Genomic DNA, 24,995 nt, shown 5'->3' with positions numbered 1-24,995 from the left:
TTAGCCGGCCATGCGCTTCTTCTTGTCTTCGGTGCAGGTGCGCCCCCATTGGTTGCATTGGTTGAACATAGGGCATTTGCGATATTGGACAAGAGCGTCGTCCAGCGCTTGGCTGGCCAGCAGCACGGAGGGATCGACGAACGATTGGAACTCGTCAAAGGTGTTTTCCATAATGACTCTGAGCTTCTCGATTTGATTTCTACATAGACAGTCCAAAGGGATTATCCTCCTTTGAAAGTATAAATTTTCATGTGAAACTATCATTTCTTATCTATAGTTTACAACAAATAGAGAAGAATGGCGATATGTGGAATAAAAAGTCGAAGAATGTTTTGTGAATTTACCGCTCCAATCGCTGTTGATGTGGGCCGTCTTTTAGAAGAATAGTTTCGATGACCTAACATGTTCCGAAAAAGAAACAAGCTGGAGCCGGCACAGTTCCGGAGCCAGCTTGTTTTCTTATTCGGTTAGCGGGATTGGGATTGGTCGAAGCTTTATTCGTTCATGCGCCGCTCGGTAAGGATGGCGTTTTTCTTTGCGCCCTCTTTCAAATCCGCAGGGGCGTATTCCGCGTTCGCCATTACGTTGTAGCGCTTAAGGGCGTTGGCGTAGTCCTTGTTCACAAATGCGCTGTATGCTTGCTGCGTGAGCTTTAATGAAGCGTCTTTCATAAATTGAACGGCGTGGCTGTTCGCTGCCAGCCCTTCTTTCATCTTTTTGTCGGCGATGAGAACGGCATTGACATAATTTTTCTGATTGAAATACCAGCGCGCATTGGAAAAGGCGTGAAGGAAAGCTTGGCGCTCCTGAATGAGCTGGAGATTTCCGGGCACGTTGTAGGTATGGCTGTATGCTGCATCTTGGCCTATTAGCTCGTAATGCTGCTTGGCTTTATCGAGCTGGTCGGATTCAAAGAATGCTTTTGCCTGCTCGGCTGCTTTTTTGGCTGCCGTCGATTGATTCGAAGCATTAACTTTCCAGCTGTAGCCCGTATCTTTGGTTTTGAAATAATAATACAAAGCATTATAATAGCTGCCCTGCTTCAAGTAATAGTCTCCGTTCCAAATGTAGCCGTCCGCTTGGATTTCCTCCGCACTTCTGGTATCAGCGGCTTTCGTTGAAGTCGATGAAGTAGAAGTGGAGCTTTTGCCGCCCCCGTTATGATAATGATATTCGCCATACTCGAGTCCCCACTTCTCGCAATTTGTGCGGCATGTATGTCCGCCGGAGGAGTCCGTTCTTCCCGGGTGGGCAGAGGCCAAGGTGCTGCAAAGGAAAAATAATAGAGTGATGAACGCAGTTATTTTTGTCATGATGGCATAGGTCTCCTTCAATAGGGTATTTGGTTCAATTTTATAGAAGTTGTTTCGTTCTGAATAGGGGGTTTCTCATATTTTTAGAAAATACTTGAAAATAATCAAATTGTTCATCATGACCATTCAATCTAAACGTTCAGCCCTCATTTCACATTGAAATTACGAATCATTTCTTTAATTGCTCGTTATCGTTGTTGAATGTGCGTTATTTAACCGGTAAGCGGGATGCTTTAGTCTAGATGTAACGGGTGAACCGAAGGATCGACAGACAGCATGCACCCGTTATTCATCCTACTTGTACAGGAGGTCAATCGTATGAAGAGAAAGATGAAGCGCTGGATGCAAGGATCGCTCGCCGCAGTCCTTGCGGTCAGTATGCTGAGCGCATGCGGCGGCGAGAACAAGCCAAGCCCGGGCGCAGAGGGCGACGGGGCGGCTAAGCCGTTCCAAGGCAAGAAGCTGTCCATCGCTACGGCGAACCACCCTTGGGGGGACGCCATTAAAGAACTGATCCCGCAATTCGAAGAAGAGACTGGAATGAAGGTAGATGTGCAGAGCTACTTCGAGGATCAATTGTCCCAGAAACTGACCGTACAGTTCACATCCGGTTCCGCAACGCCTGATGTGTTCATGTACAGCCCGCTGCAGCATGCCAAGCAGTTCTACAACAATGGCTGGCTTCAGCCGCTGGATGAGTATGTGAATAAAAATGCGGATTACGACTTTGAGGATTTCTCGAAGGCATCCGTCAGCACGAATATGATCGATGGCAAAATCGTCGGCATCCCGACGATTACCGAACAGCATATCCTGTATTACCGCAAGGATCTGCTGGAGGAAGCGAACATTGCCGTGCCTAAGACAATGGACGAGCTTCTGGCGGCGGCGGAAGCGCTGCATGACCCGAGCAAGGAGATGTACGGCTTCTCCGCTCGCGGTCAACGCTCCGCGCTCGTGTCGCAAATCTCGTCGTTCATGTACTCCGAGGGCGGAGAATTCATGCGCGACGGCAAGGCGGCTCTGAACGCGCCGGAATCGGTGAAAGGCATGGACACTTATGCGACACTGCTGAGGGACTTCGGTCCTCCGGGGGTGCTGAATATGTCCTGGCCGCAAGCCATTGGCGTATTCGCGCAAGGCAAAGCCGCTTTCTTCGCAGACGTCAATTCGATTTATCTGAATGCGGCCGATCCGGAGAAGTCCACCGTCGCCGATCAAATCGGCTACGCGGTATTCCCGGCCGGCGATGCGGGCTCGCAGCCGTTCAACATTGCGTCGTGGGGCATTGCGATGAATGCGAAAGCCGCTGACAAGGATGCAGCATGGGCGTTCATCGAATGGGCTACAAGCAAGGAAATTATGCTGGAGACCCAGAAGCTGGGCAATCCGGGGTCGCGCTTGTCCGTATGGTCAAGCCCGGAAGGCACGGTAGCCTTCCCGAAAGAGCTGGCGGAAGTGACGATGGAGACGCAGAAGGGCGGCGTTGACCACTCCCTGCCGCAAGTGAATGCCGTAGGCGAAGCTCGTGATATTATTGGCTCGATCGTGCAGCGCGCGATTACGGGCGAAGATATCCAGGCAGCCGCCGACCAGGCTAACAAAGAATTCCAAGCGTTAATTGATAACGAATCCGGTCAATAAGCTGCGGAGTCGGAGGGATGCGTCCGTGCGGACGCGTCCCTTCTTCATCCCGAGGCGCAACGAGAAAGGATGGAGGCAATGCGAACGAACTGGTTTGATCGCAACCAGAAATGGATATACACCATGCCGGCTGTATTATTCGTGCTACTTATGATGGTATTCCCGATTTTATATACCTTTCGAATCAGTTTCTATGAATGGAGCATGTCCTCAACGACGCCTCCCAAGTGGGTAGGGCTCGACAACTATATCGCTTTGCTGACGGATGCCCGTTTCTGGGTGACGGTGAAGCAGACTTTCGTCTTTACATTTGGCGCATTAATTGTGCAGACGGTGCTGGGTGTGGCCATTGCGGTATTGCTGCACCGTGAATTTTTCGGCAAAAATTTGGTCAAAACAATCTTCCTGCTTCCCATGGTTGCGACACCTGTTGCGATGGGCCTTGTCTGGCTGCTGATCTATGAGCCAAGCATCGGCGCCGCCAATACGCTGCTCAAGTTGATCGGACTCAACCCGCAGCTATGGATCGCCTCGCCGTCGCAGGTTATGCCGTCCCTTATTCTGATGGACGTGTGGATGTGGACGCCAATGATCTCGCTCATTGTGATGGCTGGCTTGGCGACGCTGCCGACCGAGCCGTATGAAGCCGCTGATGTGGATGGGGCTTCGACCTGGCAGAAGTTCTGGTATGTGACGCTGCCGCTGCTTCGTCCGACGATTATTGTGGCGGTTATGCTGCGCCTGATCGATGTCCTGAAGACGTTCGATATTATCTATGCGACCACGCAAGGCGGTCCGAACATGAAGTCGGAGACGCTGAACATCTACGGCTATACGCTTGGCTTCCAATACTTTAAGCTGGGCATGGCTTCAACGTTGCTTGTGATCTTTTTTGCCATCGTGATGGCTTTAACGCTGTTCATGATCTATGTGCGCAAACGTCTGGAGGTGGCTTCATGAAGCGCAAAAAACGATTAAAAACGATCATCATGAGCTCGCTCACGGGCTTAGTCGTCATCTGCTTTGCCTTTCCGTTCGTATGGATGCTGCTGGCTTCGTTCAAGACGCAGGCGCAAATCATGTCACCCGATGAGTTTCTGATCTTCAAGCCTACGGGGCAAAACTATGTGAATGTCTTCAGTGAATACGACTTCATGAAATTTATCATCAACAGCTTTATTGTCGCAGCTGGATCGACGCTCGGCTCCTTAATCCTGGGACTGCCTGCAGCGTACGCGATTGCGCGTCACCGGCTGCAAGGCCTTGGCCTGGTCATCCTGGTTGCCCGCATCATTCCGGGCATCACGTTCCTTATTCCTTGGTTCATCATCTTCTCGCAGCTCGGAATGGTCGACTCCTATCTGTCGCTCATTCTCAGCCATATGCTGGTTGGCTTGCCGTTCATCATCTGGGTGATGATCTCCTTCTTCGAGGGCTTGCCGACGGAGATCGAGGAAGCGGGCTTGATTGACGGATGTACGCCGACTCAAGTATTCCTAAGAATTGTATTGCCGATCTCAGGACCGGGAATTGTTACCTCATCGCTATTGTCCTTTATTTTCTCATGGAACAACTTTATGTTCTCGATTATTCTGGCGGGAGACAAGACGAAGACGCTGCCGGTCGCGGTATTCAACTTCATGTCCTATTCCGAAATTAACTGGGGCGCGCTTATGGCTTCAGCCTGTGTCATTACGCTTCCGGTACTGATTATCGCGCTGCTTGCCCAGCGGTTTATCGTAAGCGGTCTTGCGGCGGGCGCAGTGAAGGGCTAAACTACTTGTACAACCAAGAGGTCATGCCTTTCACAAAGGGGCGCGCCGCCATGCCGCGAAAAAGCACGATTTTTTCCAAAATTATGATTATGATCGTCTTGTTTCTGATACCCGTCCTTTTCTTATATGGCTATACGAATAAGGTAAGCGTAGATGTTGTGGAAAATGAAATTGGGGCCAACAGTCTCGGACAGCTGTCGTTCTTGCTTCAGCAGTTCGACGCCACGATCGAGCAGTTGGCTATGTATACGGTTACGCTTAGCGCCGATCCTCATGTGCGCGAGCTGATGGAGCGGGATAAGACGATTCCGTACGACCGGCAGCGCGAGGAATACCGGATTAACAAGAAGCTTAGTCTGCAGAGCGTATCCAGCTCGTGGATGAACGAGATTACGTTGTATTTGCCGAAGCAAGAGATGATGCTGTCTTCGAATCTGCTTAAGGATTATGATCCGTGGGGCGATGTGAAGCGATTCGCCTTGCGCAAGGGCTGGATCTATGACGACGATCCCAAGGGCTATGCCCAGGTGCCGGGCGCACGCTTCATCAGGCAAATTTCGGAGCCGTATAGCGCAACCTCTGTGGAGCAGGTGGAGGCGATGTTTCAGGTTGGCTTCCCCGTATCGAACATCTCCGGCATGCTGGACATGGTCAAGTGGGATGGGCGAAGCGATCCGTTCCTGTACAACAAAGCATACGATCCAATTGGCAACACATCAATGGATGCGGATGCCGCTCGTGAGGTTATGAGGGAGCTTGGCGGCAGAGAGCTCGGAGGCAGCGGTCATGTGGTTGCGGATATCGGCATGGGGCGAGTGGCGATCTTCTATGTGAAGTCGCAGCAGCTCGGCTGGTATCTGGTTGATTATGTGCCAATGGAAAGCATCCTTCAGCCCATTCACAAGACGAATGCGATGTTCTATGCGACAATCGGCTTGCTGCTCGCTATGGGCGTTATCGCATCCTATTTGCTGTACCGCAATGTTCAGCGGCCGATTGGCAAGCTGATGCGCGGGGTGCAGATGCTGAAGAAGGGCAACCTGTCGACACGGATCGAGAACGGCTCCAGCAATGAGTTCGACTTCCTGTTCCTGCGATTCAATGAGATGGCGGAGGAAATTCAGGATCTTGTCGAGCGTGTCTATGCGGAGAAGATTCGGGGGCATGAGGCTACGCTGAAGCAATTGCAGGCGCAGATTAACCCGCATTTCCTGTACAACAGTCTGTTCTTCATTATTAATACGGCAAAAATGCAAGATACGCCATCTGTCGTAGCGATGGCTCAGAATCTTGCTGAATATTACCGCTATACGACCCGGATGGAGGATCGCCCAGCTTCGCTGCGCGAGGAGCTGCAGCTTGTCGAGAACTATCTGGAAATTCACAATCTTCGGTTAGGAAGACTTCGCTATCAGATCGATGTGCCGGAAGAAATGCTGGAGCTGCCGCTTCCGCGGCTGCTGCTGCAGCCGATTGTAGAGAATGCGATTGTCCATGGCATCGAGAGGAAGCCCGGTGCTGGGCTGATACGGATTACCGGACATGCCGGAGAAGGCCGCTACATGCTTGTCGTGGAGGATAACGGAGCGGGCATGCCATACGAACAGTTGCTGAAGCTGGAGCAGAAGCTTCGCCAGTCGCTGGAGGAGCAGACCAGCTGCGGCGTATGGAATGTGCATCAACGCTTGCGATACCTGTTTGGTCCGGGATCAGGCCTTCAGCTAGCGATTAGTCCGCTAGGCGGACTGCAAGTCACCATGATCTGGAGGGAGGAATCGGAGCATGGCGCAATTGCTGATCGTGGATGATGAACGGCATATTACCGACAGGCTGTCGGAGCTCGTTCCATGGAGCGAGTCAGGCATTAAAGGCGTTTATAAAGCTTATTCCGCCGAGGAAGCGCTGGATGTGATGGCGTCATGTACGATCGATATCGTACTGACCGATATCCGCATGCCAGGCATGTCGGGACTGGAGCTGTCAGAGCAGATCCGGCGGCGCTGGCGCAAAACGAAGTGCATTTTGTTATCAGGCCATGCTGAATTTGAATATGCGAAGGAAGCGATTCGACACGGAGCAGTCAGCTATTTGCTGAAGCCGGCCAAGGATGAGGAGCTGCTGGCTGCCGTTGCGCAGGTGCGAACCGAGCTGGAAGAGGAGTGGCGCGAGGTGATCTCGCAAGAGCGGATTGCGCAAGCTCTGCGGGAGAACCTGCCCCAAATGCGCGGCAATCTACTGGGGGAGCTGCTGCTTGGCAAGCGCTATGCGGCTGCGGAGCTTCGCGACAAGATGACGATGCTGTCCGTGCCCGGATTCTATGAACAACCCTTTGCGTTAATGCTGGTCAGGCTGGAGCAGCCCTTTCACAACTATGATCCGCATAGCCTGGCGCTTGTCGAATATGCGGTGAGCAACATGGCGGAGGAGCTGTTCCAGCCGGATTGCGAGCTGTGGCACGGCAAGGATGTGCATCAATACCTGGTCTTCCTGATTACGCACAGGGAAGCCAGCGCAGATTGCGCGGAGCTGTACCGTATGCTGGAGAGTAAGGCGAGCCAGCTGAAGGATGCGATTCATACGTTCTTACGCGGCTCAGCGACGATACTCATCAGCCGGACAGGCGTATTCCCGTCCGATCTGGCAACCATGTATGACGGCACGCTGTCGACGCTGCGCAAGCGCATCGGCGACGTGTCCGATCTCATTCTGACTGTAACGGATGCAGTAATGGGCGAAAACGAGACATGTTCGTTATCATCCCTTTACGAGCTGCCGTCCTTGTCTCATTTGCTGGAAGCGGGCCAATGGCAGCAATCGGAGGAGCGGCTTAGGCGTATTGCTGCAGAGCTTCAGACGGAGGAGCATTTGCTGGAAGCCTATTTCGTTATCGCTTCGGCGGCATCTTCTTATGCGCACAAGAGCGGGCAGCGATTGACCGAGTTGATTGGTCCGGGCTATGAGAAGCTGACGGTTGGCTTGCCGTTCCGCAATGCGCAGCAATTGCTGGATTGGTCGCTGGAGCTGCTGGCCAGGCTCAGCAGCGAGGCGGAATCGGACAAGCAGGACTCGCGAGCGAAGCTGATTGCCGACGTGCGGCAATTCGTCGAGCAGCATCTTGACGAGGACGTATCGCTGACTGCGATTTCCAGACATGTCTACCTGCATCCGGTCTATATCTCGAAGATCTACAAGCTGGAGACCGGGGAGAACATCACCGAATACGTCTATCGGATACGGATGGAGAAGGCTGCCCGGCTGCTGCTGGATACATCGGACAAAATCTATGAGATTGCGTCCCGGCTTGGCTATCAGCGGGCGCATTCCTTTATTCATGTATTCAAGAAACATACTGGACTGACGCCGCAGGAATACCGGGACAAGTATGGGTCCTGAGGTCGTCCGCACAACAAGTCATAGCCAATGGCTTACCTAATAAATGATATAGAGATGCCCTTATGGGAGAGGAGTTACAGAGATGAACGATAATAAAGTGACACCGGGTTTACCGGAGCTTGACCGTAATCCGCCTACGCCTTATGCGTTTGTCGATCTGGATGCGGCAGAGCGCAATATCGCTCGAATGGCGGAGAAACTGGCCGAGCATGGCATCCGCCACCGGCCGCATATTAAGACGCATAAATCCTTGGAAATGGCGCGCAAGCAGCTTGCAGCCGGTGCGGTAGGCATTACGGTTGCCAAGCTGTCCGAAGCTGAAGTATTCGCAGATGGCGGCATAGATGATATCCTCGTTGCTCTTGCGATTGTCGGTGATCGCAATCTGGAGCGTCTGGAGCGGCTGCATCGCCGCATCCGTGTAACGGTTACCGTCGATAGCTGGGAGGCAGCCTGCGGACTATCCGCAGTTGGTGAGCGGGCGGGCATTCCATTGCGTGTATTGATCGAGCTGGATGGCGGCCTGCATCGCGGCGGACGCCAGCCGGGCGAGGATATTGTGGCGTTCGCACGTCGGATTCGGGAGCTGCCGGGTATTGAAATAGTAGGCATTATGGCATATTTCGGCCTTGTCTATCGGAATCAGACTACTGATGCGCTGGAGGCTGCGGTACGAGAAGAAGCTGGGATCATTCGCGGTGTTGTGAGCGATCTTCGCGAAGCGGGAATTTCGGTCGATATCGTTAGCTCCGGCTCGACCCCAACATCGAAGCTGTGCGAGCATGCGGAGGGGATTACAGAAGTGCGTGCGGGCAATTATTTGTACAATGACGTGTCGGCTGTCAGCATGGGCTTGGCAGAGCCAGAGGATTGCGCGCTTCGGGTAATTGCGACGGTCATCAGCATTCCGCTGCCGGGGATGGCGACGATTGACGCTGGCACCAAGACGCTGACCAGCGACCGTTCCCATCATACGGACGGCTTCGGCATGATCGTCGGACAGCCGGATCTTATGATCGCTTCGCTCAATGAAGAGCATGGTATGCTGCGTTACGATTCAGAACATATCAGCCTTTCGATCGGAGATCGTATCGAGATTATTCCGAACCACTCCTGCGTCATCCCGAATTTGAACGATTATGTGTACGCAGTGCGCGGCGGAGAGATCGTCGGGCGGATTAAAACCGATGCGAGAGGCTGCAATTATTAAGCATAGCGCGCTGTCCTGACAATGAATGCTAGGTATCGCTGTCGCTGCATAGCTGAACGAATAGCCATGAACGGATTGTCAATCGAAACGTTGAAGTTATCTGCAGGCTGAACCTTTTAAGACCAATCGCTTCTACCCTACACTCAAATGAAAGGCGGCTCACAGTGATGACAAATAGAATCGACGCTGCACGTACGACGGAAATATTAAGGGACCTCGTGCAAATTCCGAGCGTGAACCCCAACTTTGAAGGGGGCGTGCCGGAGCTTGCGGTAGCGGATTATGTGGAACGGTTTTTCCAGCGGCTAGGCTTGTCTTCCGAGCGCCGCGAGGTGCTGCCGAACCGTCCGAACATCGTCGGGATGCTGCCTGGTGTAAAAAACAATTCGCCGGGCTTGCTGCTGGAGGCCCACATGGATACGGTGCAGACGACGAATATGACCATCGAACCGTTCGCCGCAGGGGTTGTAGACGGCAAACTGTACGGCCGGGGAGCTTGCGACACGAAGGCTTCGCTTGCGGCCATGCTGGCCGCCATCGAGTGGTGTGTGGAAAATGGCCAAGTGCCGGCCGTTCCCGTCTATTTGGCCGCAGCGGTTGATGAGGAAGTTCATTACAAAGGCGTACTTGATCTGCTGCAAATTCATCAGAAATTTGGAGCGGCCATTGTCGGAGAACCAACGGAGCTTCATGCCGTCATTGCCCATAAGGGGGTTGTCCGCTGCGAGATCGAGACGGTTGGCGTATCGGCCCATGCTTCCCGGCCGAGCGAAGGCGTGAATGCTATTGATGCCATGGTGCAGGTGATCTCCCATCTGAGGAATGTCGTCAATCCTCGCTTGCTGGCCCAGCCTCATCCTTTGGTCGGAGCTGGCTCGCTCAGCGTCACAGAGATTGTCGGTGGAGTCGCGCCCAATACGATTCCGGACCGCTCCCGCATCAAGATTGACCGCCGCACGATTCCAGGCGAGGACAGCGAGCAGGTATGGGCGGATCTTCGTGATGAGCTGACCGCGCTGAATCTTGGAGATGACCGGGCGCGCGTCAATGTCTATCCGCCGTTCGTGCTGGATTATACGCTTGATACAAGCGCAGATTCCGATGTCGTGCGTCTTCTTACGCAAGCGGCTTCCAGGCGGATCGGAGAAGTGAAGACACACGGCGTGCCGTACTGCACCGATGCCAGCAAGCTGGCTCTTGTCGGTATCCCGTCTGTCGTGTTCGGCCCGGGCTCCATTGACCAGGCGCATACCGAGGACGAGTGGGTCGAGCTGGAGCAGGTCGCGCTTGCTGCGGATATTTTGATTGATGTGATTATGTCTTACGGGTCCTAATGAAGAATCGGACGGACATCTTCTAACATGAAAAGCTTTAAGTCGTATTCCCGACTTAAAGCTTTTTATTTTCGAGGCTCAAAGGCGCTTTTAGTCGAAACTGCCGGTTTTTCTGTTTTGAGTAGAAAGCAATTCATACTTTAAGCCGCTCTGTACTTTGGTGCCATTAGACGTGGGAGGCCATTATTGCGCATCCGTAACCAAAACCAGCCGGGCAGTTGTCGTTCAGAAAGCACAGCGCACTTCAAGTGCAGCAGCAGGATCATCGCCGAAAAAGTAGTGGTTATTTAGCAGAATGCGACTAGGACGGAATAAATAACGTAACTCGAAAAGCCCCCGACGCTAGCCGTTATCTTCAACGGTCAGCCATCTGAGGGTTTTGCTTTGGTGACAATTTGTAATGCAGATTCAACTTATCCCATCCAGGCGTATATCAAAATAGTTGTTGACAAGTAAAATGAAAACGCTTTATAATTCAGAAAAATAGAATTTGAAACGGTTCAAATTTTAATGTATCAGTTACATATCCCTATTGTATAACTGGTACTATAAGTACGAACAAAATTTGAAACGGTTCAAATTATAAAGGAGGGACGTGATCATGAATATAACGATTGCGGATCTGTCAAGAATAACCGGTTTAGCGAAAAGCACAGTTTCAGGGGTTCTCAACAACAAAGCTGGATTCTCGGAGAAGACCAGAGCGAAGGTATTGGAGGCCGCCGAAAAGCATGGCTATGTACCCAATGAGATTGCCAGGGGGCTGACTTCCAAATTCACGAAAACGATCGGTCTGGTCATTAAAGACATTACTAACCCTTTCTATAATCGGATTACAAAAGGGGTACAAGAAATTGCCAATGAGCATGGATATACCGTCTTTTTATGCAGCAGCGGCGAGAACCATATGGTTGAAGCCACTCAAGTTACGGTTATGGTCGGCAAAAGGGTAGATGGTCTCATTATCGCTCCGCTGCTGGAAGGAGTTACGTTCGATCACATTTATGAATTGAAGAGAAAGAAAATCCCGTTTACTCTACTCGGTTCCATTCCGGGATTGACCTGCGACTACGTACAGTTTGACGATTATCAAGGAAGCGTTCAGGTGACGAACCATTTGATTGAGAACGGGCATAAAAAAATCGGTTTTGTCACAGGTCAGCGAACGTCCAGAGCTTCCAAGCTGCGGTTTCAAGGGTTTAAGGATACGATGTTTGGCAATGGCCTCAGCTTATCGGAGGAGCATGTATTCCATGAAGCCAAGCATTTGGCGGATGGGGTCGATGTGGGAAATCAACTGATCGCCATGAAGGATCGCCCGACTGCGCTGATTTGTTTTGACGATGTCATCGCCATGGGCGTGATTAAAGCCTTCGAAAGCGCAGGTTTGAAAATTCCCGAAGATCTTTCGCTCGTTGGCTTTGACGATATCGAGCTTATGATCTTTCCGCTCACTTCGGTTTCCATTCCGACATACGATGCGGGCAAGCTGCTGGCGAAGATCTTGTTTGAACGTATTTTTGAAGAGAATGTTGCGGAATACAGGCAGGTTACTCTAGACGAGAAATTAGTTATTCGTTCTTCCGTGAAAGCGCTTCACTAACGAAAAAATCCGTTTAGGAGGACATCCGATGAAAACAAAAAAGAGTTTGATCTCGCTGATTTCTCTAGTTTTAATGGTGTCGCTGGCCCTTGCCGGCTGTTCAAGCGCTAACAATGGAACCTCGCAAAAAAATACGAAAGACGGAGAAAAACAGGATAAGCCAGTAGAATTGACCGTCTGGGGCGGATACCCGGAGCTTGACCCTTGGTATAAGAAGATGGCGGAAGATTACAAGAAAGAACATCCGAACGTCACGATCAACATCGCATCCTTTCCCTTAAGGGATTTCGAGAAGAAAGTAGCCGCAGGCTTGCCGTCCAGCAGCGCGGCGGATATTGTGTCGCTCAATCCGGTTATTGCCCTGCGGTTCATTCAAGGCAAAATGCTGAAGCAGGCGCCTGAAGACCTGGCTCAGATTGTGACAGGAGGCAATTATCCGGAATTGATCGCCGATCGCGCTCAAGTAGATAATGTCGTGTACGGCATCCCTCATCAGCTTGGCAAAGGGGTTATCTATTACAACACCAAGATGTTTGAAGAGGCAGGATTGACAGAGCCGCCAACCAGTATGGATCAATTTTTGGAGTATGCGCAGAAGCTGGCTGTCAAAGACGCTTCGGGCAACTTGCAGCGTGCAGGGATGAGCTTGCGCCTGACCGGAGGCGGCAGCGGACTTGGCGAGAAGTTCTGGACGCTGCTCGCACAGCATGGCGGAAGCATTGTGAAAGAAGTATCACCTGGGAAATATGTGGCGAATTACGACAATGAAGCCGGTCTCAAAACGCTGCAGATGTACATCGATATGGTTCATAAATATAAAACGGATGATCCGACGATCAAGCATGACGCGGAAGCGTTCGAAATGGAACTGGCCGCCTTCTTCGTTCGTGAATCCTGGGTAATCGGCGATATAAAAGCGAAGGCGCCAAATCTGGAATATGCAACTGCTCCGCTGCCTGTAGCCAATGTAATCGGCATGTCTGATTTCTATGTGACGAATGCTGCCAAGGATAAAGAAGAGGCGGCTTGGGATTTCATCCGCTTCTTGATGGAGCCGGAGAACCATAAGCAAATGGTTACGATGACCGGTTGGCTGCCGGCTAGGGAAGATTTGGACTTCGAGGATTTCTTCAAAGAAAACCCGGCCTTCAAAGCTTTCTTCACAAAGCAGGAACTGCACGCTTATCCGACCATTCCGGAGTTTGATGAAATTTTGACCAAGTTTGCTGATCGTTTATCGGAGAAAGGCTTCACGGATGCGTCGTTCGTCGATAATCCGGACAAAATGAAAGCATTCCTGGCAGATCTGGCAAAAGATACGAACGCTATTTTAAAGAAGGCAGGACATTTGGCCGAGTAATCGAATCCGGGAACCTGAACCGAGTACGGGAGGGTTCCCCCTTTATTAATGGATGAAAGGGAAATGAACAATGGCAACTTTGGCGAAGAAGAGGTTCCGGCTTAAGCCGCATCATTGGTTTGTGCTGCTGGGACTGACTCCAATCATAGCGGTTTATACGTATCTTAGGTTCATTCCTATTGTAAAGACCTTCTATATCAGCTTGTTTCAATGGGATATGGTCTCTGTCGACAAGCCTTTTGTCGGAATGGAAAATTTCGTTACGTTGTTTCAAAGCGATCCTTTCCTTACTGCGCTCAAGAACACGACGATTATCGCCTTTGGCATCTTAATCTTCAGTGTGCCGATCGCTCTCATTATCGCGTATTTGCTGTCCAAGGGCATTCGGTTCAAATCATGGTACGAGGCGATCTATTTCTTGCCGTATATTACGCCGATGGTACCGGTAGCGGTAACCTGGAAATGGATTTTGGATTCGCAGCAAGGATTGTTTAATTACGCTCTGTCCTTTTTCGGTATCAGTCCCAAGCCGTGGCTATTGGATCCAACGCTGGCTATCGTATCCGTCATCATGCTGACCGTATGGAAGACGATTGGTTACAATATGATCATTTTTACGGTAGGGCTTACCGGGATTTCCAAGGAATATTATGAGGCGGCTTCGATTGACGGAGCAACCGGCCTCAAAGCTTTCCGTTACATTACGATCCCTTTGCTGAAGCCAATCACCGTATTCGTATCTGTTATTACCCTGATTCACGGGTACAACGTGTTCAGCCAGATTTACGTGCTGGCATCGGATATTCAAGGTTCGCCGGGTTATGTGGTGCGCGTGCTTGTATACGACATGATTGAAAACGCTTTCCGCTTCTTCAATATGGGCTATGCTTCGGCTGAAGCTGTCGTCTTGTTCCTGATCGTCCTGATTCTAACCGGCATTCAGATGGGATTGGCGCGCGAGAAAAATAGTTCGGGCAGGAGGATGAAACGATGATCAAGCAAAAACGCCTCTCCAATATCATTCGAATAATCGTTTTGACCATCGGGGCCGTCATCATGATCATTCCTTTTCTCTGGATGATCTCGACGGCATTCAAAACTCCGACCGAGCTGAACGTTTGGCCGCCGTCTTTTATTCCAAAATCATTTAAGCTGGATAATTTCATTGCGGTGTTTGATGCCGTGCCGTTTCATCTATATTTTTGGAACAGCTTGCGGATGGCGACGATTTCGGCAGTAGCGATTGTATTTACCTCGCTGCTTGCCGGGTACATTTTTGCGAAGTTTCGCTTTGTCGGAGGCGCGGTATTATTCGCTATTCTGCTCGCGACTGCGATTGTGCCGTTCGAAATCTATATGATCCCTTTATACTTGCAAATGCAAAAGCTGGATATGCTGAACAATTTTCGCGGATTGATCGCTCCTTATCTGGTGATGAGCTTCGGGATCTTCTTCATGCGGCAAAATATTATGCAGCAAATTCCGGATGAGATGCTGGAGGCGGCGAGGATGGAGGGGGCGTCCGAGTGGCGCATTTTCTTCCGCATCGTGGCCCCGCTCTGCAAAGCGCCGATGAGCGCGCTTGGCATATTCGCCTTTATCGAAGCCTGGAACGCCTTTATTTGGCCGCTGCTCGTCGTTGGCGATACGAAGCTGTATACGATGGAATTGGGACTGGCGATGTTCCAATCGGCCTTCTCTATTGATTTGACCGTCATGTCGGCGGGATCGGTCATGTCGGTATTGCCTATCCTGATTGTGTTTATCTTCTTGAGAAAACACATCATCGAGAGCATCAGCATGACGGGAAGCAAATAATCGATGAACGGGTGAATGCCAATGAATAACCTGCTGTCGTTTTATCGAGATCATCTCCAGCAAAGCTTATGGCCTTTCTGGCAGCGTGCGCTGGATCGGACCCATGGCGGTATATACACTTGCTTTAATAATGAAGGAACAGAATTATTAAGCACCGATAAGTTCACCTGGTCGCAAGGAAGATTTGTTTGGATTTTGTCGCGGATGGCCCGGATGTACCGCCAAGGCTTGCTGGACGAGAAGCAGCTTGGCTGGAAGGCGGACGAAATGCTGGAGCATGCCGGAAAGACGGTCTCTTTTCTTGCAAAGCATGTGTTTCTGGACAACGGGAATTGCGCGTACTTGCTGTCAGAGACGGGGGAGAAAAAGGAATTTATTCCGGGACAGGGGTATGATCTCAGTTTTTATGCGGACGGTTTCGTTGTATTGGGCTTTGCCGAATATGCCCGGGTTCAGAACGATAGCGAAGTACTGGAACAGGCATTGAAGCTGTACCGAAGCATTGAGACCAGGCTGTCGGCGGGAAGCGTTCGCAGCGAGCCTTATCCGGTGCCCGACGGTTTTGTGTCGCAATCGTTTGCGATGATTATGCTGAATGTCGCGCAGGAGCTGGCCGATGCTTTGTTGGCCGCTTCCCATCCGGCCGGGCCGGAAATTCGCGAGCGCAGCAGTCATTATTTGAATGAAATCATGAATACGTTCGTGCATGAGGATGATTTGCTGACCGAGCTGCTGCCGCTTCATGAAGCGGGCCGCGATACGCTGCTGGCCAGGCAGATCGCCCCTGGACATTCAATCGAGTGCATGTGGTTTGTGCTTCAGGAAGCTCGCAAGCTGGGCCGTCCAGAGCTGATCGAGAAGGCGGGACGCGTCGTCAAGAAAGCGTTCGAGATCGGCTGGGATGGGACGTATGGCGGACTCTATCGCTATGTGGACCGGGATGGAGGCGAACCGCGCGGCCGGAAAATCAACGACGGGTATGAGTCGCTGATCTGCGATACATGGGATATGAAAATATGGTGGCCGCATTCCGAGGCGTTGTACACGTTTTTGCTATGCCATGATATGACGCAGGATGAACGGTTTCTACACATGTACGAGCAAATGCATCATTATGTATTCCGCACGTTCCCGCATCCCGACCCGCAGGTTGGCGAATGGATTCAGATTCGCGATCGGCAAGGGAAACCGATGCAGAAGGTGGTTGCGCTTCCGGTGAAAGATCCTTATCACATTATGCGGAACGTGCTGCTGACGATTGAATTGCTGGCTGCGAGGCCGTCATAGTCGTGGCAAAACGTCAACAAGCTGGGGGGAATCGAACGATGACCGTCACACTCCGTCTGGGGGTTGCCAGACGAGACATTACACCCTTGTATCCTTTGCCGCTCGCAGGGTTTGGCCACCGTATCGGAGAGATGGAAGGGGAGGCGCATCCGCTTTATTTGAAGGCGGTGGTTATGCAAACAAGCAACATATCTGGCGCGCGCGCGTTAGCTCTGATCGTGTCGGCGGACATCATCTGGTGGGGTTCGGAGCGAATGGAGCGTATTTACGCTATGATCAGGCAGCGCTGGGGGATTTCCTCCTCGGCTGTCATTCTGAACGCGACCCACACGCATTCGGGCCCGCAGACGAGCGATCGGTTCGGACATGTCATTGGCCGGGTGGATCAGCGATATGTGGAGTTTCTGGAGATGAAGCTGGCTGAGGCCATCGAAGAAGCGTTCGGCAATCTGGAGCCCGTGACGATGGAGCGGGGCATCGGACATTGCGGGATTGGCATCAACCGAAGACGGCTGGAAGACGGACAGATCCTGATGGCTCCCAATGAAGAAGGAATTGTCGACCCCGAATTGAATGTGATCCGGTTTGTTGCGGAGAACAACCGGCAGAAGGCGATCATGGTGCATTTTGCCTGCCATCCGACGACGACGGATCAGAATGTGGTCTCATCCGAGTTTCCGGGCGTAGCGATGGCGCTGGTGGAGCAGCATCTCGGTGCGGATACGATGGCCTTTTATTTGCAGGGCTGCTGCGGGGATGTCAGGCCAAGATTGGTCAAGGACGGCGAGTTTTACCGGGGAGGAAATGAAGAGGTCATTCGCTTCGGCACCGAGCTGGCGGATCAAGTGATGAGCGTATTGCATCGTCCGATGCGCTGTATTCGGCCCGGCATGATCGGCAGCAGGACTGCCACGGTCGAGCTGCCATTGGAAGCTGAGTCGGACACCGGCAGCGGATCAGCCGCCGGCGAGCTGCCATTGGAAGCCGAGCCAGACACCGGCAGCGGGTCAGCCGCCGCAGAGTTGCCACTGGAAGCTAGGCCGGATACCGGCAGCCGTCGATGGTCGGTGCCGTTCCATATCCGCTTAGTATCGATTGCGGATGAATTATCGCTGCTGGCGATGGATGGGGAAGTCGTCACCGAATACGGGAGCTTTGTGAAAGAGCAATTCGCAGGAAAGGTTTTGCCGGTTGGCTACAGCAACGGGATGCTCGGCTATATCCCGACCGCCGAGCAGCTTGCGGAGGGCGGCTACGAGGCGGATGAATCCTATGTTTACTTTCATCTGCCCGCGAGATTTGCTCCTTCCGTTGAGGAAATCATCAAACAAGAGATAAGAGAGATGTTGTCAATCCAGGATGGAGGGAATCAGGATGAGCACGAAGCTAATGAGCCAATATCTAAATAAAGTCATCGCTCATATCCAGTTTTTGCATGATGAAGAGCAGGAGGCGGTCTTTCGGGCCGCTCGAATGGTAGCCGATCAGATCAAGCAGGACAAGCTTGTTTATGCCTATGGACCTGGCGGCCATTCCAATCTGGGATCGCAGGAGATATTTTTCCGGGCAGGCGGATTGATGCATATCAGTGCGATTCTCGATGAAGGCACTTTGCTGAGCGGCGGAGCCTTGCGGTCTATGGCGACCGAGCGGCTGCCAGGCCACGGGAAAATCGTGATCGACGATTATGGGCTGCAAGAAGGCGATCTGCTTATCATTATTAATGCATATGGTATTAATGCCGCTACGATTGATGCGGCGCTGGAAGCGAAGAAGCGCGGGGTGCGAACGATTGGCGTCACTTCGGTTCGCCATGCGACGGAAACGCCAGCCGGCCACGCGGCAAGACATCCTTCCAAGCAAAACCTGCATGATCTCGTTGATGTTGTGCTGGATAGCAAGGTGCCTGTCGGGGACGCGATTCTGCAGATCGGCGATATGGAGCAGCAAGTGGCGGCCATTTCAACCTTTGCCAACGCTTATTTGCTGAATTCGCTAGTTGCCGAAACGATCGGGCTGCTGGAAGAGGAAGGAATTCAACCGCCGATCTGGATGAGCGGCAACGCAACCGGCGGCGATGAAGCCAATGCCCGATTTATCGGGAGATTCAAAGACCGGATCAAGAAACTTTAATCGAAGGCTAAGGGGGTGAAAGCATGGTCGATGCCGGTCATGGAGGTCCTATGAATCTATTTGATTTGTCGGGGAAAACGGCGGTTGTCATTGGCGGAAACAGCACGCTTGGCGGAACGATGGCGATCGCCCTGGCTGCACATGGAGCGCAGCTTGCCATAGTAGGGAGAAATCAGGAGAAGTCCCGCGAGGTGAGCAAGCAGATCGAAGAAAACGGCGGCGCTTCCCGTTGCTTTGGTGCCGATGTCACGCAGGAAGCGGACTTGAAGCGTGTGCTGGCCGAGGTGCTGGAATGGTCGGGCCAAGTCGACATAGTCATGAATTGCCCTGGCATCAACAGCGCCACGCCTTTTTTTGAAATTACGTCCGAGGAATGGGATTCGATTATGGATGTCAATCTGAAGAGCGTGTTTCTTGTCTGTCAACTATTTGGGCAACAGATGGTACGACAGGGCAAAGGCGGAAGCATCATCAACATTTCATCCGTTTCGTCGGATCCTCCCTTATCTCGCGTGTTTACTTATTCCGCATCCAAGGCGGCGGTCAATAATTTGACGAAGTTTTTAGCCCGCGAATTTGCCCCGGCGGGCATTCGGGTGAATGCCATCATTCCGGGATTTTTTCCCGCAGAGCAAAATCGCAGCATTCTGTCCAAGGAGAGGACGGATGCGATTATGGGCCATACGCCCATGGGACGCTTCGGTAGTCCCGAGGAATTGCAAGGAGCCGCAGTCTATCTGGCTGCGGAACGGGCATCAAGCTTTGTCACCGGCACGCTATTGCGCGTCGACGGCGGTTTCGGGGCTATGACGATATAACCAACACCTAGGGCAGGAGGCGCTTGAATTGAAAATGTCATTCCGATGGTTCGGCCATCAGGACCCGGTAACATTGGAGAAGATCCGGCAAATTCCCGGCGTCGGCGGGATTGTGACGGCCATTTACGATATTCCCGTAGGGGAAGTATGGCCGTATGAGCACATTTTGGCTTTGAAGCAGACGATTGAAGCTGCGGGATTGCAATTGGAAGTGATTGAAAGCGTGCCTGTGCACGAAGATATAAAAATCGGCTTGCCGACGCGCGACCGCTATATCGAGAATTATAAGCAAACGCTGCGCAACTTGGCGAGAGCGGGGATTCCAGTTGTTTGCTACAATTTCATGCCGGTCTTTGACTGGACTCGCTCCTCGCTTGATTATGAGCTGGAAGACGGTTCAACCGCACTGATTTATGAGGAAGAAGTTATTGAGCGGATGAATCCACTCTCCGGCGAGCTTAAGCTTCCCGGCTGGGATACCAGCTATGAGGATGGGCAGTTGCAAATTTTATTCAACCATTATCAATCGGTACCAGAGGAAAAGCTGTGGGAAAACCTCGCTTATTTCATCCAAGCGATTATGCCGGTGGCCGATGAAGCCGGGCTTCGCATGGCCATTCATCCGGATGACCCGCCATGGCCGATATTTGGCTTGCCGCGTATTATAACCAATCAGCAGAACCTGGAGCGGCTGATCGGGCTGCATGATAGTCCCAATCATGGCCTCTGCCTGTGCAGCGGCTCCCTGGGAGCGGACCCATCCAATGACGTGCCGGAGATGATTCGTTATTTTGGAGCAAAAGGCAGAGTTAACTTCGTTCATGCCCGCAATGTGAAATGGACGGGGCCTAGATCATTTCAGGAGTCCGCGCATCTCTCGACAGCTGGATCGCTGGATATGGTGGAAATCATCCGAGCATTGCGCGATATTGATTTCGCCGGTCCAATCAGGCCGGATCACGGCCGGATGATCTGGGGGGAGACGGGCAAGCCGGGCTACGGGCTGTACGATCGTGCGTTGGGAGCGGTTTATCTGAATGGCGCATGGGAAGCGGTGACGAAAGAAAGAGAACGATCAAACGACTAGCGATATACTCGGAGGGAAATGAACATGAAGACGAAACCGCTGGAGATCAAACAAGTGGATCTGTTGGAGATTCAGGTATACCATACGAGGAAAGAGATGGGCGAATCCGCAGCGGAACAGGTCATAGAGCGGATGAAGCAGCTCATTTCACAGCAGGGCCAGGTGCGCATGATCTTTGCTTCCGCGCCGTCGCAGAATGAATTCGTCGATCGGCTTGCGCAGGCGGATGGCATAGATTGGTCGAAGGTAACCGCCTTTCATATGGATGAATATATAGGTCTGCCTGCCGATGCCGCGCAAAAATTCAGTACGTATATCTGCGAGCGCTTATTCAATCGTGTTCGGCCCGGACGCATTCATCTCATTGATGGAACCGGCTCGGGCGAAGAGGAATGCCGCCGATATGCCCAGCTGCTTCAGGAGCAGCCGATTGATATCGTCTGCCTGGGCATCGGAGAGAACGGACATCTTGCCTTCAACGATCCGCCGGTGGCTGATTTTCATGATCCGGTCTGGGTGAAGCCGGTTGAGCTGGATGCGGTTTGCCGGCAGCAGCAGGTGAATGACGGATGTTTTCCTCATGTCAACGATGTGCCGACCCATGCGCTTACCTTGACTATTCCGGCGCTAATGTCGGGCAAGCATTTATATTGCATCGTGCCGGGAGCGACCAAGCGCGAGGCGGTGAATAAAGCGCTTTTCGGATCGATTACGACGGATTGCCCGGCTTCGATCCTGCGAACCCATACGAACTGCACGCTGTTTGTCGACACTGATGCTTACGGGGTTGATCAAATATGACGAACGATGCGGCAGGAATCAAGCCTGGTATGCTGAAGGCGATTCATTATGAATCGGGCGAGCTTGTGCAGGTTGAGCTAAGCGGCGGCAAGATCGAACGAATGACCCGCTTGGACGAGGAGGCGGGCAATCAGCCTTGGATTGCTCCAGGGCTGCTCGATTTGCAAATTAACGGGTATCGGGGGATGGATTTCAATACGCTTCCGATTGCATCCGGGATGCCTCAGCAATTTACCCGCGCCTTGTGGGCGGAGGGGGTCACCTCCTATATGCCTACGGTCATCACGAACAGCTCCGAGGCTATCATCGAGGCGGTCGCGGCGATTGCCGCTGCCTGTGCTGCGGATGCATATACGGATCATGCAGTCGCGGGCATTCATCTGGAAGGACCGTTTATTTCCCCGGAGGACGGACCGCGAGGCGCGCATGGCAAGGCGTTCGTGCGGCCGCCGGACTGGGAGTTGTTCCAGCGTTGGCAAGAAGCGGCCCAAGGCAGAATCAAAATCATTACGCTGTCGCCGGAATGGCCAGGATCTATTGAATTTATCGAGAAGGTTACGGCAAGCGGCGTCATTGTCTCCATAGGCCATACAAGCGCAACCGCTGAGCAAATTCGGGAGGCGGCAGCTGCCGGCGCGAGAATGTCGACCCATTTGGGCAACGGCGCGCATCTGATGCTGCCGCGGCATCCGAATTATATATGGGAGCAGCTTGCTCAGGATCGGTTGTGGGCTTGCATGATTGCCGATGGATTTCACCTTCCCGAATCTGTGCTAAAGGTTATATTGAAGGTGAAAGGGGAGCGGGCAATGCTCGTCAGCGATGCGGTTCAACTGGCGGGCATGCCGGCTGGCGAATATGCGCCGCATATCGGCGGCAAGGTCGTTCTGACGCCTGAAGGCCGGCTGCATCTTGCAGATCAGCCGAATTTGCTTGCCGGCTCTGCCCAAATGCTGTTCCGAGGCGTGGAGCAGATGATGCGCCTAAAGCTTTGCACCTTCGCGGAGGCGTGGAATATGGCGTCCATTCGTCCCCGGACGTTCCTGAACGGCAAAGAAATGACGTTCGGTGCAGGGGCGGCTGCGGATTTCGTATTGCTCGACCGCAACGGAGATTCGTTGCGGATTCGCGAAACATATGTTCAGGGCGTAAAGGTGTATTAGACAGCCGAATTTCTTTTCGCAACACCCCGCAGCAGAACGAATATTTATTGGGCCAAATGTGCGGCGCATGTTGTAAAAGTGGTCATTATCGCCAGCTTATCCACTTGTATAGTTCTATTGATCGGCATAGGTCTCGGTGTAATCAATAACGTCGCTGCTGTAGGCGGTGTCATGGCGGCAGGTCTTTTCATTGTTCTTGGTTTTATGGGAATCGGTTACGCGCTAACATCCTGGCTTTCCACCGAACGGGGGGCGTTATCTCTCGGAATCGGAATTGTGTTTCTTATGTTCTTGTTCTATATGCTTTCCGATTTGACCGCTTTGAAATGGCTATTTGATGCGTATGCCATCAGCCAAGGCGGCGGCCTTGCATGGAGCTCTGTGGTTGGATCGGTTGCTGTATTTACTATCGGCGGTTGCGCGGGCTGGAGGAAGCTGGCTCATCGAGATCTATAGACTGCGGGCCGCTATGAAAGCTGACGTATTATGAAATGGAGTGCAAGTTGACATTGGCTCTAATCAAAGTGACAATGTGATGTTGAAGATGTCGATTGAAGTTCCATTTGGTAGGGTTAGGAGAGAAAAAGGATGTCTCAAGGCACGACGCCAAAAGTCGGATTGCGTGAGCGAAAACGATGGCTAATGTGCAGATGCATGCATTAAGGCTTTTTCAAGAAAAAGGTTATCATGCGACGACAGTTGAACAAATAGCCGATGCAGCGGAAATTTCACCAAGCACATTTTTTTGTTAATTTGCGAAAAAAGAGGACGTAGTCTTAACCGATAATTACGATCCTTTGCTCGTCGCTGCGTTTGAAAATCAACCGCCGGATTTAAGTCCTTTGCAAGCTGTTCGAAATGTGATGATTTCAGGAATTAATGAAATAACGGACGAAGAGTGGGAAACAACTCGTCGGCGCAACCGGCTTATTATGGCGGTTCCAGAGCTGCGAGCGTCGGCGATGAACAATGTATCGCAGATGATGCATCTGTTAACGCAGATTGTTGCCAAGCGGATAGGCGGCAATGTCGACGCTCCGGCCATACGGACCTTTTCCGGGGTTATCGTAGGGATTAATTTATCGTTAATGGAGCACTATGCCGATGCTACGAAAGCGGAGTTTGCCCGGCTATTGAATGAAGCGTTTGAAGTCTTGGAGAACGGCCTCACATTATGAGTCTGCAGGCTGTGCCGTCCTTTCTAACGTTGAGAGCATCATGGCGAGACGCGCAAACTGCCGCAATGGACCGAAAGGATCCACATGAACACGTTCTCCCGGCCGACTTTGATGAAGTTGGTCCATGGATAGTGAGTATACAAAGAAACCATTCCTTCGTAAATGGCAGGTCGCACTTCCATTTTACATAGGAATGGTTTCTTTTGTTGGAATCCCACCGTTACACCTTTGTTCAGGAAACTGGATACAATTGCAGGCGGAACAATAGTTTTTGTGCAGGTTGCGCGTTTCACCATGGAATGGTCTATTTAGGAAAGAGGGCCGTCCTTTAGTCATCATAGATGACCGATGGACAGCCCCTGGCAATAGCAATCATTTAATCGTCGTCGTCTACTTCGTCTTTTACAAAATCCTCCATTCGGAAGAACAGCGTAGGATCTGCAAATTCAACAAGCCCGGCATTTGTACTTCCTCCCGTAACGGATACTTCCATTTTCTCCGCATCCAGATCGATATCACCGCGGATAACTACACGATAAGTGTTAGGAAAGGATACGACAACTGGTAATATTGTGCATTGATCGGGTTGGAGCGTAACCGTTGTTTCGGGTAAAGCAGGTGCTCCTTCAACGCTGACAGCAGGAAAAAGTGCAGCAGCGCATTGGTCTACTGTTACTCTCACTGTCCGGGCTTTATCCGAATGATTTTTAAGAATGATGTTCAGGCCGTTATTCACTCTTCCAAAAAAGAAAAAATCGGTTGCACTAGGTGATAAAGGAACGAAAAATGGTCCAGTTGTAATTCTTTTCTTTGACATTGTATCAAACCTCCTAAAATTTTTTACTAGCCGTCATACTCTTTTTCGAGAATAAACGTCATACCTTTGTCCAAATTCAGCTGTTGCTTAATCTGGTATCCCTGAGTGACTAGATTTTTTACCAGTTGCTCAAAAGGGGATGGGAGTGCTGCATTTGTTGTTGAATAATTCAACACGATCATGGCTTTTTGCCTAACTGGAAGTTCGGGCAATATTCTCACCTCTTTTCTATTGTCGCTACTCTATTACATTCGGAAAAAT

General features: G+C 51.7%; 24 protein-coding genes. 21 read left to right on the top strand and 3 right to left on the bottom strand.

All coding sequences use genetic code 11. The features are described 5' to 3' along the window. Both D3P07_RS02230 and D3P07_RS27845 read right to left on the bottom strand, forming a co-directional pair. The gene (locus tag D3P07_RS02230) at positions 1-216 is read right to left on the bottom strand and encodes an aspartyl-phosphate phosphatase Spo0E family protein (protein WP_182914146.1); all 216 of its coding nucleotides are present in this window, start codon (positions 214-216) and stop codon (positions 1-3) included. A gap of 278 nt (positions 217-494) precedes the next feature. Next, positions 495-1,313 (bottom strand): YHYH domain-containing protein, encoded by an 819-nt coding sequence (locus D3P07_RS27845; protein WP_397334508.1) that lies wholly within the window; start codon positions 1,311-1,313, stop codon positions 495-497. A gap of 318 nt (positions 1,314-1,631) precedes the next feature. Between D3P07_RS27845 and D3P07_RS02220 the strand changes: the two genes are divergently transcribed. From D3P07_RS02220 to D3P07_RS27385, 21 genes are all read left to right on the top strand, one after another. Then, on the top strand, positions 1,632-2,957 hold the full coding sequence (locus tag D3P07_RS02220; protein WP_119798442.1) for an ABC transporter substrate-binding protein: 1,326 nt from the start codon (positions 1,632-1,634) through the stop codon (positions 2,955-2,957). A gap of 78 nt (positions 2,958-3,035) precedes the next feature. After that, a complete protein-coding gene (locus D3P07_RS02215; RefSeq protein WP_119798441.1) occupies positions 3,036-3,917 on the top strand; it encodes a carbohydrate ABC transporter permease in 882 nt (293 codons plus the stop codon). Beyond that, the gene (locus tag D3P07_RS02210; RefSeq protein ID WP_119798440.1) at positions 3,914-4,732 is read left to right on the top strand and encodes a carbohydrate ABC transporter permease; all 819 of its coding nucleotides are present in this window, start codon (positions 3,914-3,916) and stop codon (positions 4,730-4,732) included. The genes D3P07_RS02215 and D3P07_RS02210 overlap by 4 nt, the downstream gene beginning before the upstream one ends. A 50-nt stretch (positions 4,733-4,782) precedes the next feature. Next, positions 4,783-6,540: a sensor histidine kinase gene (locus tag D3P07_RS02205; RefSeq protein WP_119798439.1), complete on the top strand. Its 1,758-nt coding sequence runs from the start codon at positions 4,783-4,785 to the stop codon at positions 6,538-6,540. Next, positions 6,515-8,125, top strand: a complete 1,611-nt coding sequence (locus tag D3P07_RS02200; RefSeq protein ID WP_119798438.1) for a response regulator — start codon at positions 6,515-6,517, stop codon at positions 8,123-8,125. The genes D3P07_RS02205 and D3P07_RS02200 overlap by 26 nt, the downstream gene beginning before the upstream one ends. A gap of 82 nt (positions 8,126-8,207) precedes the next feature. After that, positions 8,208-9,335 (top strand): alanine racemase, encoded by a 1,128-nt coding sequence (locus tag D3P07_RS02195; RefSeq protein ID WP_119798437.1) that lies wholly within the window; start codon positions 8,208-8,210, stop codon positions 9,333-9,335. A gap of 167 nt (positions 9,336-9,502) precedes the next feature. Then, positions 9,503-10,669 carry a M20 family metallopeptidase gene (locus D3P07_RS02190; protein ID WP_119798436.1) on the top strand — a complete coding sequence of 389 codons (1,167 nt, stop codon included), beginning with the start codon at positions 9,503-9,505 and terminating at the stop codon, positions 10,667-10,669. Positions 10,670-11,270: 601 nt separating this feature from the next. Beyond that, the gene (locus D3P07_RS02185) at positions 11,271-12,272 is read left to right on the top strand and encodes a LacI family DNA-binding transcriptional regulator (RefSeq protein ID WP_259391300.1); all 1,002 of its coding nucleotides are present in this window, start codon (positions 11,271-11,273) and stop codon (positions 12,270-12,272) included. A 28-nt stretch (positions 12,273-12,300) separates the two neighbouring features. Next, positions 12,301-13,632: an extracellular solute-binding protein gene (locus tag D3P07_RS02180; protein ID WP_119798435.1), complete on the top strand. Its 1,332-nt coding sequence runs from the start codon at positions 12,301-12,303 to the stop codon at positions 13,630-13,632. A 70-nt stretch (positions 13,633-13,702) separates the two neighbouring features. After that, entirely contained in the window at positions 13,703-14,626 is a 924-nt protein-coding gene (locus tag D3P07_RS02175) for a carbohydrate ABC transporter permease (RefSeq protein ID WP_119798434.1), read from the top strand. After that, entirely contained in the window at positions 14,623-15,450 is an 828-nt protein-coding gene (locus tag D3P07_RS02170; RefSeq protein ID WP_119798433.1) for a carbohydrate ABC transporter permease, read from the top strand. Before D3P07_RS02175 ends, D3P07_RS02170 begins: the two co-directional genes overlap by 4 nt. Before the next feature lie 21 nt (positions 15,451-15,471). Beyond that, the gene (locus tag D3P07_RS02165) at positions 15,472-16,737 is read left to right on the top strand and encodes an AGE family epimerase/isomerase (RefSeq protein ID WP_259391299.1); all 1,266 of its coding nucleotides are present in this window, start codon (positions 15,472-15,474) and stop codon (positions 16,735-16,737) included. Positions 16,738-16,775: 38 nt separating this feature from the next. After that, entirely contained in the window at positions 16,776-18,146 is a 1,371-nt protein-coding gene (locus D3P07_RS02160) for a neutral/alkaline non-lysosomal ceramidase N-terminal domain-containing protein (RefSeq protein WP_119798431.1), read from the top strand. After that, positions 18,112-18,870: a sugar isomerase domain-containing protein gene (locus tag D3P07_RS02155; protein WP_119798430.1), complete on the top strand. Its 759-nt coding sequence runs from the start codon at positions 18,112-18,114 to the stop codon at positions 18,868-18,870. The genes D3P07_RS02160 and D3P07_RS02155 overlap by 35 nt, the downstream gene beginning before the upstream one ends. 50 nt (positions 18,871-18,920) lie before the next feature. Next, on the top strand, positions 18,921-19,688 hold the full coding sequence (locus tag D3P07_RS02150) for an SDR family oxidoreductase (RefSeq protein WP_119798946.1): 768 nt from the start codon (positions 18,921-18,923) through the stop codon (positions 19,686-19,688). A 28-nt stretch (positions 19,689-19,716) separates the two neighbouring features. Beyond that, positions 19,717-20,775, top strand: a complete 1,059-nt coding sequence (uxuA, locus tag D3P07_RS02145) for a mannonate dehydratase (RefSeq protein WP_119798429.1) — start codon at positions 19,717-19,719, stop codon at positions 20,773-20,775. Between the two features lie 24 nt (positions 20,776-20,799). Then, complete coding sequence (locus tag D3P07_RS02140) at positions 20,800-21,576, top strand: glucosamine-6-phosphate deaminase (RefSeq protein ID WP_310732513.1); 777 nt, start codon at positions 20,800-20,802, stop codon at positions 21,574-21,576. Next, entirely contained in the window at positions 21,573-22,739 is a 1,167-nt protein-coding gene (locus D3P07_RS02135) for an N-acetylglucosamine-6-phosphate deacetylase (protein ID WP_259391298.1), read from the top strand. Before D3P07_RS02140 ends, D3P07_RS02135 begins: the two co-directional genes overlap by 4 nt. 171 nt (positions 22,740-22,910) lie before the next feature. Beyond that, positions 22,911-23,195 (top strand): hypothetical protein, encoded by a 285-nt coding sequence (locus D3P07_RS28010; RefSeq protein ID WP_220482007.1) that lies wholly within the window; start codon positions 22,911-22,913, stop codon positions 23,193-23,195. Positions 23,196-23,374: 179 nt separating this feature from the next. After that, on the top strand, positions 23,375-23,491 hold the full coding sequence (locus D3P07_RS27390; RefSeq protein ID WP_310732512.1) for a helix-turn-helix domain-containing protein: 117 nt from the start codon (positions 23,375-23,377) through the stop codon (positions 23,489-23,491). 111 nt (positions 23,492-23,602) lie between these two features. After that, on the top strand, positions 23,603-23,917 hold the full coding sequence (locus D3P07_RS27385; RefSeq protein WP_259391353.1) for an acyl-CoA-like ligand-binding transcription factor: 315 nt from the start codon (positions 23,603-23,605) through the stop codon (positions 23,915-23,917). A 376-nt stretch (positions 23,918-24,293) separates the two neighbouring features. On the opposite strand, the gene D3P07_RS02120 is transcribed toward D3P07_RS27385, so the two are convergent. Beyond that, positions 24,294-24,734 carry a hypothetical protein gene (locus D3P07_RS02120; RefSeq protein WP_119798426.1) on the bottom strand — a complete coding sequence of 147 codons (441 nt, stop codon included), beginning with the start codon at positions 24,732-24,734 and terminating at the stop codon, positions 24,294-24,296. Positions 24,735-24,995 lie beyond the last annotated feature (261 nt).

Source organism: Paenibacillus sp. 1011MAR3C5 (assembly GCF_003591485.1).
In the GTDB taxonomy this organism is placed as follows: domain Bacteria; phylum Bacillota; class Bacilli; order Paenibacillales; family Paenibacillaceae; genus Pristimantibacillus.
This window is presented reverse-complemented; position numbering and strand designations above follow the sequence as displayed.

Coding starts and splice junctions, on each gene's coding strand:
- D3P07_RS02210 (WP_119798440.1), top strand. CDS start 3,914: ATGAAGCGCAAAAAACGATTAAAAACGATCATCATGAGCTCGCTCACG.
- D3P07_RS02165 (WP_259391299.1), top strand. CDS start 15,472: ATGAATAACCTGCTGTCGTTTTATCGAGATCATCTCCAGCAAAGCTTA.
- D3P07_RS02175 (WP_119798434.1), top strand. CDS start 13,703: ATGGCAACTTTGGCGAAGAAGAGGTTCCGGCTTAAGCCGCATCATTGG.
- D3P07_RS02140 (WP_310732513.1), top strand. CDS start 20,800: ATGAAGACGAAACCGCTGGAGATCAAACAAGTGGATCTGTTGGAGATT.
- D3P07_RS27390 (WP_310732512.1), top strand. CDS start 23,375: ATGGCTAATGTGCAGATGCATGCATTAAGGCTTTTTCAAGAAAAAGGT.
- D3P07_RS02195 (WP_119798437.1), top strand. CDS start 8,208: ATGAACGATAATAAAGTGACACCGGGTTTACCGGAGCTTGACCGTAAT.
- D3P07_RS27385 (WP_259391353.1), top strand. CDS start 23,603: ATGATTTCAGGAATTAATGAAATAACGGACGAAGAGTGGGAAACAACT.
- D3P07_RS02170 (WP_119798433.1), top strand. CDS start 14,623: ATGATCAAGCAAAAACGCCTCTCCAATATCATTCGAATAATCGTTTTG.
- D3P07_RS02160 (WP_119798431.1), top strand. CDS start 16,776: ATGACCGTCACACTCCGTCTGGGGGTTGCCAGACGAGACATTACACCC.
- D3P07_RS28010 (WP_220482007.1), top strand. CDS start 22,911: ATGGCGGCAGGTCTTTTCATTGTTCTTGGTTTTATGGGAATCGGTTAC.
- D3P07_RS02220 (WP_119798442.1), top strand. CDS start 1,632: ATGAAGAGAAAGATGAAGCGCTGGATGCAAGGATCGCTCGCCGCAGTC.
- D3P07_RS02150 (WP_119798946.1), top strand. CDS start 18,921: ATGAATCTATTTGATTTGTCGGGGAAAACGGCGGTTGTCATTGGCGGA.
- D3P07_RS27845 (WP_397334508.1), bottom strand. CDS start 1,313: ATGACAAAAATAACTGCGTTCATCACTCTATTATTTTTCCTTTGCAGC.
- D3P07_RS02185 (WP_259391300.1), top strand. CDS start 11,271: ATGAATATAACGATTGCGGATCTGTCAAGAATAACCGGTTTAGCGAAA.
- D3P07_RS02155 (WP_119798430.1), top strand. CDS start 18,112: ATGAGCACGAAGCTAATGAGCCAATATCTAAATAAAGTCATCGCTCAT.
- D3P07_RS02200 (WP_119798438.1), top strand. CDS start 6,515: ATGGCGCAATTGCTGATCGTGGATGATGAACGGCATATTACCGACAGG.
- D3P07_RS02180 (WP_119798435.1), top strand. CDS start 12,301: ATGAAAACAAAAAAGAGTTTGATCTCGCTGATTTCTCTAGTTTTAATG.
- D3P07_RS02215 (WP_119798441.1), top strand. CDS start 3,036: ATGCGAACGAACTGGTTTGATCGCAACCAGAAATGGATATACACCATG.
- D3P07_RS02135 (WP_259391298.1), top strand. CDS start 21,573: ATGACGAACGATGCGGCAGGAATCAAGCCTGGTATGCTGAAGGCGATT.
- D3P07_RS02205 (WP_119798439.1), top strand. CDS start 4,783: ATGCCGCGAAAAAGCACGATTTTTTCCAAAATTATGATTATGATCGTC.
- D3P07_RS02120 (WP_119798426.1), bottom strand. CDS start 24,734: ATGTCAAAGAAAAGAATTACAACTGGACCATTTTTCGTTCCTTTATCA.
- D3P07_RS02190 (WP_119798436.1), top strand. CDS start 9,503: ATGACAAATAGAATCGACGCTGCACGTACGACGGAAATATTAAGGGAC.